At 55.0% G+C, this 8355-nt stretch carries 9 protein-coding genes and 1 riboswitch; of the genes, 6 read left to right on the forward strand and 3 right to left on the reverse strand.

Annotated features, from left to right (window positions below; genetic code table 11):
* Positions 1 to 28: 28 nt before the first annotated feature.
* Positions 29 to 137: riboswitch (TPP riboswitch) on the reverse strand.
* Positions 138 to 190: 53 nt separating this feature from the next.
* Positions 191 to 688, reverse strand: a complete 498-nt coding sequence (locus B3B59_RS04895) for an Rsd/AlgQ family anti-sigma factor (protein ID WP_040077665.1) — start codon at positions 686 to 688, stop codon at positions 191 to 193.
* 96 nt (positions 689 to 784) lie between these two features.
* On the opposite strand from B3B59_RS04895, the gene nudC reads away from it, so the two are divergent.
* From nudC to B3B59_RS04925, 6 genes are all read left to right on the forward strand, one after another.
* Positions 785 to 1558 (forward strand): NAD(+) diphosphatase, encoded by a 774-nt coding sequence (gene nudC / locus B3B59_RS04900; RefSeq protein ID WP_046887168.1) that lies wholly within the window; start codon positions 785 to 787, stop codon positions 1556 to 1558.
* Positions 1559 to 1598: 40 nt separating this feature from the next.
* On the forward strand, positions 1599 to 2663 hold the full coding sequence (hemE, locus tag B3B59_RS04905) for a uroporphyrinogen decarboxylase (RefSeq protein WP_046887167.1): 1065 nt from the start codon (positions 1599 to 1601) through the stop codon (positions 2661 to 2663).
* Positions 2664 to 2672: 9 nt separating this feature from the next.
* Positions 2673 to 3344 carry a deoxyribonuclease V gene (gene nfi, locus B3B59_RS04910; protein ID WP_040077661.1) on the forward strand — a complete coding sequence of 224 codons (672 nt, stop codon included), beginning with the start codon at positions 2673 to 2675 and terminating at the stop codon, positions 3342 to 3344.
* A 41-nt stretch (positions 3345 to 3385) separates the two neighbouring features.
* Positions 3386 to 3976: a YjaG family protein gene (locus tag B3B59_RS04915; RefSeq protein ID WP_040077660.1), complete on the forward strand. Its 591-nt coding sequence runs from the start codon at positions 3386 to 3388 to the stop codon at positions 3974 to 3976.
* Positions 3977 to 4162: 186 nt separating this feature from the next.
* Positions 4163 to 4435: a nucleoid-associated protein HU-alpha gene (gene hupA, locus B3B59_RS04920; RefSeq protein WP_002445246.1), complete on the forward strand. Its 273-nt coding sequence runs from the start codon at positions 4163 to 4165 to the stop codon at positions 4433 to 4435.
* Between the two features lie 11 nt (positions 4436 to 4446).
* Positions 4447 to 5139 (forward strand): DUF1481 domain-containing protein, encoded by a 693-nt coding sequence (locus B3B59_RS04925; RefSeq protein ID WP_286808248.1) that lies wholly within the window; start codon positions 4447 to 4449, stop codon positions 5137 to 5139.
* Between the two features lie 41 nt (positions 5140 to 5180).
* On the opposite strand, the gene purD is transcribed toward B3B59_RS04925, so the two are convergent.
* Together purD and purH are read right to left on the reverse strand one after the other, a co-directional pair.
* On the reverse strand, positions 5181 to 6473 hold the full coding sequence (gene purD, locus B3B59_RS04930) for a phosphoribosylamine--glycine ligase (protein ID WP_286808242.1): 1293 nt from the start codon (positions 6471 to 6473) through the stop codon (positions 5181 to 5183).
* Positions 6474 to 6488: 15 nt separating this feature from the next.
* The gene (gene purH, locus B3B59_RS04935; protein WP_286808244.1) at positions 6489 to 8078 is read right to left on the reverse strand and encodes a bifunctional phosphoribosylaminoimidazolecarboxamide formyltransferase/IMP cyclohydrolase; all 1590 of its coding nucleotides are present in this window, start codon (positions 8076 to 8078) and stop codon (positions 6489 to 6491) included.
* Positions 8079 to 8355 lie beyond the last annotated feature (277 nt).

The raw sequence follows: 8355 nt of genomic DNA on the forward strand, positions 1-8355 counted from the left end.
AGAGACGATCGCCCGGGGGCGATGCGACAGCAGATTGACTCTTGTTCCCTTCGCAGGTATTAGCCTGATCAGGTTCCGCGGATCCCGAATTAACGGTCTCAGCCCGGCTTTCGCTCTGGGCACTCCGACAAGAAAAAGCTCCTGCAGTGCAGAAGCGGTGTAGATAAATTACGCGCTAACGGCTAATAACTCAAGCAGGCCGGGCGATGTGATCTTCGTTGCTGGCGGTCAGATCGTTATCCAGCGCCAGTGCGATCAGCTTATCCTCTAGCGTGAAGCGCTCTTCCAGTGCTTCACCCAGGTCGGACAGCGCCTGCTGAAACTCAAGATAGTTATCATGATCGATAGCGTTCTCAAGCGTGGAGTCGTAGTAATCCATTATCTGCTGGGTGTTAGCCTCCAGCTGCGGATAAATTTTGGTGGCGGCTAATACCGGGGTATCGCCTTCCATTTCACCGATAATACGTTCATAAATATTAAAATGACCGTCGGACAGGTAATCCACCAGGCTTTGACAAAAATCATCGAGTGCCTTCTCGTTCAGGCGCATAAACGACTCTTTGCCAGGCTTAATGCCAACCAGATTGTAGTAGGCAACAAGAAGATGCTTGCGCACGTGTAGCCAGCGATCGACCAGGTTATTACTACCTCCAACGCGCTCTGTCAGGCTTTCTAGCTGGTTTAGCATGTTTGACTCCGCAAGGTTAAGATTAAAAGCTGCCCACCCAAAAATGTAATGATAATGTTACCAACATGCCTGTGAAGCGAAGGTAGTGCAATAGATATGGATCGTATTATTGAAAAATTAGATCGCGGCTGGTGGATCGTCAGCCATGAACAAAAATTATGGTTGCCTGCCGGGGAATTACCACACGGTGAGGCAGGAAATTTCGATCTTGTGGGGCAACACGCACTGCAGATCGGCGAATGGCAGGGCGATCCTGTGTGGTTGATCCAACAACATCGCCGTCAGGATATGGGATCGGTTCGTCAGGTGATCGATCAGGATGTCGGCCTGTTTCAACTGGCGGGACGCGGCGTGCAGCTGGCGGAATTTTATCGTTCACATAAGTTCTGTGGCTACTGTGGGCATACCATGCAGCCGAGCAAAACCGAGTGGGCAATGCTCTGTAGCCACTGCCGCGAGCGCTACTATCCACAGATTGCGCCGTGCATTATTGTCGCTATCCGGCGGGAAGACAGCATCCTGCTGGCGCAGCATACCCGTCACCGTAACGGCATACATACCGTGCTTGCCGGGTTCGTTGAAGTGGGCGAAACCCTGGAGCAGGCGGTGGCGCGTGAAGTGATGGAGGAGAGCGGGATCACGGTTAAAAATCTTCGCTATGTCACCTCGCAGCCGTGGCCATTCCCCATGTCATTGATGACCGCGTTCATGGCTGACTATGACGACGGTGAGATCGTGATTGACCCGAAAGAGCTGCTGAACGCCAGCTGGTATCGCTATGACAATCTGCCCTTGTTACCCCCACCGGGAACGGTGGCGCGTCGGCTGATAGAAGATACCGTGGCAATGTGTCGGGCCGAGTATGAATGACGTGATACACTGAGGCCATGACGCTTAAGGAACTGCAACAATGACCGAACTGAAGAACGATCGTTATCTGCGTGCGCTGCTGCGCCAACCCGTTGATATCACCCCGGTATGGATGATGCGCCAGGCTGGCCGTTATCTGCCAGAGTACAAAGCCACCCGTGCTCAGGCCGGCGATTTTATGTCGCTGTGCAAAAATGCCGAGCTGGCTTGCGAAGTGACCCTCCAGCCGCTGCGCCGCTATCCGCTTGATGCTGCGATCCTCTTCTCGGATATTCTGACCATTCCGGATGCGATGGGCCTTGGCCTCTATTTCGAAACCGGTGAAGGTCCACGCTTCTCTTCTCCGATTAAAAACAGAGCCGACATCGATAACCTGCCCATCCCGGATCCGGAGCAAGAGCTGGGTTATGTGATGAACGCAGTGCGAACGATTCGTCGTGAGCTGAAGGGGGAAGTGCCCCTGATTGGCTTCTCCGGTAGCCCGTGGACGCTGGCGACCTACATGGTAGAAGGCGGTAGTAGCAAAGCCTTTACCCTGATCAAAAAGATGATGTATGCCGATCCGTTAGCCCTGCACGCACTGCTCGACAAGCTGGCGAAGAGCGTCACCCTCTATCTCAATGCGCAGATTAAAGCGGGCGCCCAGTCGGTGATGATTTTCGATACCTGGGGCGGCGTGCTTACCGGTCGTGACTACCAGCAATTCTCGCTCTATTACATGCACAAAATTGTGGATGGCCTGCTGCGTGAAAACGAAGGTCGTCGCGTGCCTGTAACTCTGTTTACCAAGGGCGGCGGACAGTGGCTTGAAGCCATGGCGGAGACCGGTTGTGATGCGCTGGGCCTCGACTGGACCACCGATATCGCCGATGCGCGTCGTCGCGTGGGCGACAAAGTCGCGCTACAGGGCAATATGGATCCTTCCATGCTCTATGCGCCGGCTGCGCGTATTGAAGAAGAAGTGTCGACTATACTTTCTGGTTTCGGCCAGGGTGAAGGCCACGTCTTTAACCTCGGCCACGGTATTCATCAGGATGTACCGCCTGAGCATGCAGGCGTATTTGTGGAGGCGGTGCACCGGCTTTCTGCGCAGTATCATCTTTAAGGAGTGGTTATGGATCTCGCGTCGCTACGCGCTCAGCAAATTGAACTGGCCTCATCAGTGATCCGCGAGGATCGTCTGGATACGGATCCTCCGCAGTACATTGGCGGGGCAGATGTCGGATTTGAGCAGGGTGGCGAAGTGACGCGGGCGGCGATGGTGATACTGAAGTATCCGTCGTTAGAGCTGGTGGAGTACAAGGTCGCGCGTATTGCCACCACCATGCCCTATATTCCGGGCTTCCTCTCTTTTCGCGAATATCCCGCGCTGTTGGCAGCGTGGGAGCAACTCTCACAAAAACCTGACCTCCTGTTTGTTGATGGACATGGCATTTCCCACCCCCGTCGCTTAGGCGTCGCCAGCCATTTTGGCCTGCTGGTCGATGTCCCCACTATCGGGGTCGCGAAAAAGCGCCTGTGCGGCAAGTTTGAGCCACTCTCTGCCGAACCGGGCGCCCTGGCACCGTTGATAGACAAAAACGAACAGCTGGCATGGGTCTGGCGCAGTAAAGCGCGCTGCAATCCGCTGTTTGTGGCAACCGGGCATCGGGTCAGTACAGACACCGCCCTGGCATGGGTACAGCGCTGCATGAAAGGCTACCGTCTGCCCGAGCCGACGCGCTGGGCGGATGCCGTGGCATCAGGCCGTCCGGCATTTGTTCGTTGGCAGGAAATTCAGCCCTGATTCAGGTACACTGCGGCTAATTTCCGATTAGAGATCTCATCATGTTACAAAACCCGATTCATCTGCGCCTTGAGAAGCTGGAGAGCTGGCAGCACGTCACCTTTATGGCCTGTCTTTGCGAGCGCATGTATCCCAACTACGCCGTATTCTGCAAAGAGACGGCGTTTGGTGAGGGGCAGATCTATCGCCGCATCCTCGACCTGGTGTGGGAGACGCTGACGGTGAAAGATGCGAAGGTGAATTTCGACTCTCAGCTCGAGAAGCTGGAAGAGGCGATTCCTGCGGCAGACGACTACGAAGTCTATGGCGTCTATCCGGCGATTGATGCCTGCGTGGCATTAAGTGAACTGATTCACTCCCGCCTAAGTGGCGAAACGCTGGAGCATGCCATTGAGGTCAGTAAGGCCTCTATCACGACGGTTGCGATGCTGGAGATGACCCAGGAAGGGCGTGAAATGACCGACGAAGAGCTCAGGGCGAACCCGGCGGTTGAGCAAGAGTGGGACATCCAGTGGGAAATTTTCCGCCTTCTGGCAGAGTGCGAAGAACGCGACATTGAGCTGATTAAAGGTCTGCGCGCAGACTTGCGTGAGGCGGGTGAGAGTAATATTGGTATAAATATTAACCAGTGAGACAACAAAACGTGATTTAACGCCTGTTTTGTCATGCCTGCACTCTTCCCTTCTGCCCCCCGTCTGGTCTACATTTGGGGGGCGAAAATAAGTGGCTATCGGTGCGTGTATGCAGGAGAGTGCTTTTTTGGCATTTTCGTCGCACTCGATGCTTAGCAAGCGATAAACACATTGAAAGGATAACTTATGAACAAGACTCAACTGATTGATGTAATTGCGGACAAAGCTGATCTGTCTAAAGTACAGGCTAAAGCTGCTCTGGAATCCACCCTGGCTGCAATTACTGAGTCTCTGAAAGAAGGCGATGCTGTACAACTGGTAGGTTTCGGTACCTTCAAAGTGAACCACCGCGCTGAGCGTACTGGCCGCAACCCGCAGACCGGTAAAGAGATCAAAATCGCCGCTGCAAACGTGCCGGCTTTTGTATCTGGTAAAGCACTGAAAGACGCAGTTAAGTAAGACGCGTGGCAGTGAACAGTTTTAACGAAGGGGCGGTTTCGCCCCTTTTGTCTGTCTGGCGCCAGGCCCTGGCTCTGGCAGGCGTGCTGTTGCTCTCTGCCTGTAGTCGCGACGCCTCTCTGCCGGCCTTTACCGCCAGCGGATATGCCGATAATCAGGGGGCAGTGCGTATCTGGCGTAAAGATTCAGACGACGACGTTCACCTGCTTTCCGCTTTCAGCCCCTGGCATAGTGGCAGTACCACAACCAGTGAATACCGCTGGCAAGATGATACTCTCGCCCTTATCGAACTGAACATTTACAGCGCCACCCCGGAACATGTGCGGATACGTTTTGATGACCGCGGCGAGCTGAGCTTTATGCAGCACGAAACGGGGGGGCAAAAGCAGCAACTCTCCAGCGACCAAATCGCGCTCTACCGTTATCGTGCCGATCAAATCCGTCAGACCAGCGATGCGCTGCGTCAGGGGCGCGTGGTGCTGCGTCAGGGGCGCTGGCATAGCGATGGTACGGTGACAACCTGTGAGGGGCAGACGGTGAAGCCTGAACTGGAGTCCTGGGCCACCGAACATATTGAACGTCGTCAGCGTCACTCTTCTATGGAAGTCAGCATCGCGTGGCTCGAGGCGCCGGAAGGTTCTCAGCTTTTACTGGTGGCGAACGAAGATTTCTGTACCTGGCAGCCGACGGAAAAGAGTTTTTAAGTCCCCTCTCCCTTAAGGGAGAGGGTTAGGGTGAGGGGGAATTACTCTCCCTGCTCACGCGCAATCGCACGATAACCGATATCCTGGCGGCTGAAGCTGCCGTTCCAGTGGATATCTGCCATCAGCACATAGGCGCGCTTCTGTGCCTCAGCAACGGTATGTCCGAGTGCGGTCGCGCACAGTACGCGGCCACCGTTGGTTAAGACACGATCGTCGTCTGCCAGCGTCGTGCCGGCGTGGAACACTTTCGCGCCGTCTATCGCTTCCAGCGGCAGGCCGTGGATCTCGTCACCGGTGTTGTAACTCCCCGGATAACCGCCCGCCGCAATCACCACGCCCAGAGAGGCACGCTCGTCCCACTCAGAGGTTTGCTGATCGAGTTTGCCTTCGCAGGCTGCCAGGCAGAGTTCGACCAGGTCCGATTTCATGCGCAGCATGATGGGCTGGGTTTCCGGATCGCCAAAGCGGCAGTTGAACTCAATGACTTTCGGGTTGCCCTGCTTATCGATCATCAGGCCCGCGTACAGGAAACCGGTATAGGTATTGCCTTCTGCGGCCATCCCTTTCACGGTAGGCCAGATGATGCGCTCCATGGTCCGCTGATGCACTTCGTCAGTGACCACAGGCGCAGGGGAGTAAGCGCCCATCCCACCGGTATTCGGGCCGGTGTCTGCGTTACCCACGCGCTTATGGTCCTGGCTGGTGGCCATAGGCAGCACATGCTCCCCATCAACCATCACGATAAAGCTCGCCTCTTCGCCGTCGAGGAACTCTTCGATGACGATACGATGGCCTGCGTCGCCAAAGGCGTTACCTGCCAGCATATCCTGTACGGCAGCTTCGGCTTCTTCGAGGGTCATCGCCACGATTACGCCTTTACCGGCGGCCAGGCCATCCGCCTTGATAACAATAGGGGCGCCTTTCTCACGCAGATAAGCCAGCGCGGGTTCGACTTCAGTAAAGTTCTGGTATTCCGCCGTCGGGATCTTATGCCGGGCAAGGAAATCTTTGGTGAAGGCTTTGGAGCCTTCCAGTTGAGCGGCGCCCTCGGTCGGGCCGAAGATTTTCAGGCCTGCCGCGCGGAAGGCGTCAACAACGCCAATTACCAGCGGCGCTTCCGGGCCGACGATGGTCAGATCGATCTTCTCGCTCTGAGCAAAGCTCAGCAGGGCGGGTATATCCGTCACACCAATCGCCACGTTCTGCAGCGTTGGCTCCAGCGCCGTGCCGGCATTGCCGGGGGCCACAAAAACGGTTTCGACCCGTGGAGACTGCGCGGCTTTCCATGCCAGGGCGTGCTCACGCCCGCCGTTACCAATTACTAATACTTTCATTGTCTGCTCCGGGAATTAATGACGGAAATGGCGCATGTCGGTGAAGATCATCGCGATGCCGTGCTCATCGGCTGCGGCAATCACTTCATCATCGCGGATAGAGCCGCCAGGCTGGATCACACAGGTGATGCCCACTGCAGCAGCCGCGTCGATACCATCACGGAACGGGAAGAAGGCGTCAGACGCCATGGCGGAGCCTTTTACTTCCAGACCTTCGTCGCCCGCTTTGATACCCGCAATTTTAGCGGAGTAGACGCGGCTCATCTGGCCTGCGCCTATGCCAATGGTCATGTTCTCTTTCGCATAGACGATGGCGTTAGATTTAACGAACTTGGCAACCTTCCAGCAGAACAGCGCATCACGCAGCTCTTGTTCGGTAGGTTGACGTTTGCTCACAACGCGCAGGTCTTTTTCGCTTACCATTCCGAGGTCACGATCTTGTACCAGCAGACCACCATTAACTCTTTTGAAATCAAGGCCCGGTACGCGCTCTGCCCACTGACCGCAAATCAGTACGCGCACGTTCTGTTTCGCGGCGGTAATTTTCAGCGCTTCTTCGGTGGCAGAAGGGGCGATGATCACTTCAACAAACTGGCGGGAGATAATGGCCTGTGCGGTTTCGGCGTCCAGCTCACGGTTAAAGGCAATGATGCCGCCAAACGCGGAGGTTGGGTCGGTTTTGTAAGCACGGTCGTAAGCATCCAGAATAGAGGCGCTTACCGCGACACCGCATGGGTTGGCGTGCTTCACAATCACGCAGGCTGGTTCGCTGAACTCTTTCACGCACTCCAGCGCGGCGTCAGTATCCGCGATGTTGTTGTAAGAGAGCGCCTTGCCCTGTACTTGTTGTGCGGTGGCAACAGAAGCTTCTTTTACTTCTTCTTCTATATAGAAGGCAGCCTGCTGGTGGCTATTCTCGCCATAGCGCATGTCCTGCTTCTTAATGAAGTTGAGATTCAGGGTGCGAGAGAAGCGGCCGGAAGGCTCGTTACTTTCACCATGATAGGCTGGTACCAGGCTACCGAAGTAGTTGGCAATCATACTGTCGTAGGCGGCAGTGTGTTCGAAGGCTTTAATCGCCAGGTCGAAGCGCGTCTCAAGATTCAGAGAGCCTTCGTTGGCATCCATCTCTTTAATAATGGCGTCGTAGTCGCTGCTCTTCACCACGATGGCCACATCTTTATGGTTCTTGGCAGCGGAGCGCACCATGGTTGGGCCGCCGATATCAATATTTTCTACCGCATCTTCCAGCGAGCAGCCTTCACGGGCAACGGTTTGGGCGAATGGGTACAGGTTAACGACAACCATGTCGATCGGCGCGATCCCGTGTTGTTCCATAATACCGTCGTCCTGACCGCGACGGCCCAGAATGCCGCCGTGAACTTTCGGGTGCAGGGTTTTGACGCGTCCGTCCATCATTTCCGGGAATCCGGTGTAATCGGAGACTTCGGTTACCGGCAGACCTTTATCTGCTAACAGGCGAGCGGTACCGCCAGTAGACAGCAGCTCTACACCACGTGCAGAAAGCGCCTGAGCGAATTCGACGATACCGGCTTTATCAGAAACACTGAGCAGAGCGCGGCGGACTGGACGACGTTGTTGCATGGTAAATCCCCTGGATTTCACGATTACAGAGAGCGTTAGGTGAATTTTCTTTAGAAAAACTCAGCTAACACACCTTGCGGGGCGTTTTATTTAGCGCGAGCATTTTAACGAAAACGTTTGCGCACCGCTCGTCATTTTTCACTTTTTCGCTGCATTGTGGATAAGTCTGTGTGTAATCAGGTATAAAGCGGGGTTTTGCTGGGGAATGCAGCAGTCAGTCATTTTTATGTCATTTTTCTATTGCGGCCTGCAGAGAACTCCCTATAATGCGCCTCCA

This window comes from Leclercia sp. UBA2479, assembly GCF_002341985.1.
GTDB classification, from domain to species: Bacteria; Pseudomonadota; Gammaproteobacteria; order Enterobacterales; family Enterobacteriaceae; genus Enterobacter; species Enterobacter pneumoniae.

Excerpts from the sequence above, each read along its gene's own strand:
- B3B59_RS04895 (WP_040077665.1), bottom strand. The coding sequence starts at position 688 with ATGCTAAACCAGCTAGAAAGCCTGACAGAGCGCGTTGGAGGTAGTAAT.
- nudC (WP_046887168.1), top strand. The coding sequence starts at position 785 with ATGGATCGTATTATTGAAAAATTAGATCGCGGCTGGTGGATCGTCAGC.
- hemE (WP_046887167.1), top strand. The coding sequence starts at position 1,599 with ATGACCGAACTGAAGAACGATCGTTATCTGCGTGCGCTGCTGCGCCAA.
- nfi (WP_040077661.1), top strand. The coding sequence starts at position 2,673 with ATGGATCTCGCGTCGCTACGCGCTCAGCAAATTGAACTGGCCTCATCA.
- B3B59_RS04915 (WP_040077660.1), top strand. The coding sequence starts at position 3,386 with ATGTTACAAAACCCGATTCATCTGCGCCTTGAGAAGCTGGAGAGCTGG.
- hupA (WP_002445246.1), top strand. The coding sequence starts at position 4,163 with ATGAACAAGACTCAACTGATTGATGTAATTGCGGACAAAGCTGATCTG.
- purD (WP_286808242.1), bottom strand. The coding sequence starts at position 6,473 with ATGAAAGTATTAGTAATTGGTAACGGCGGGCGTGAGCACGCCCTGGCA.
- purH (WP_286808244.1), bottom strand. The coding sequence starts at position 8,078 with ATGCAACAACGTCGTCCAGTCCGCCGCGCTCTGCTCAGTGTTTCTGAT.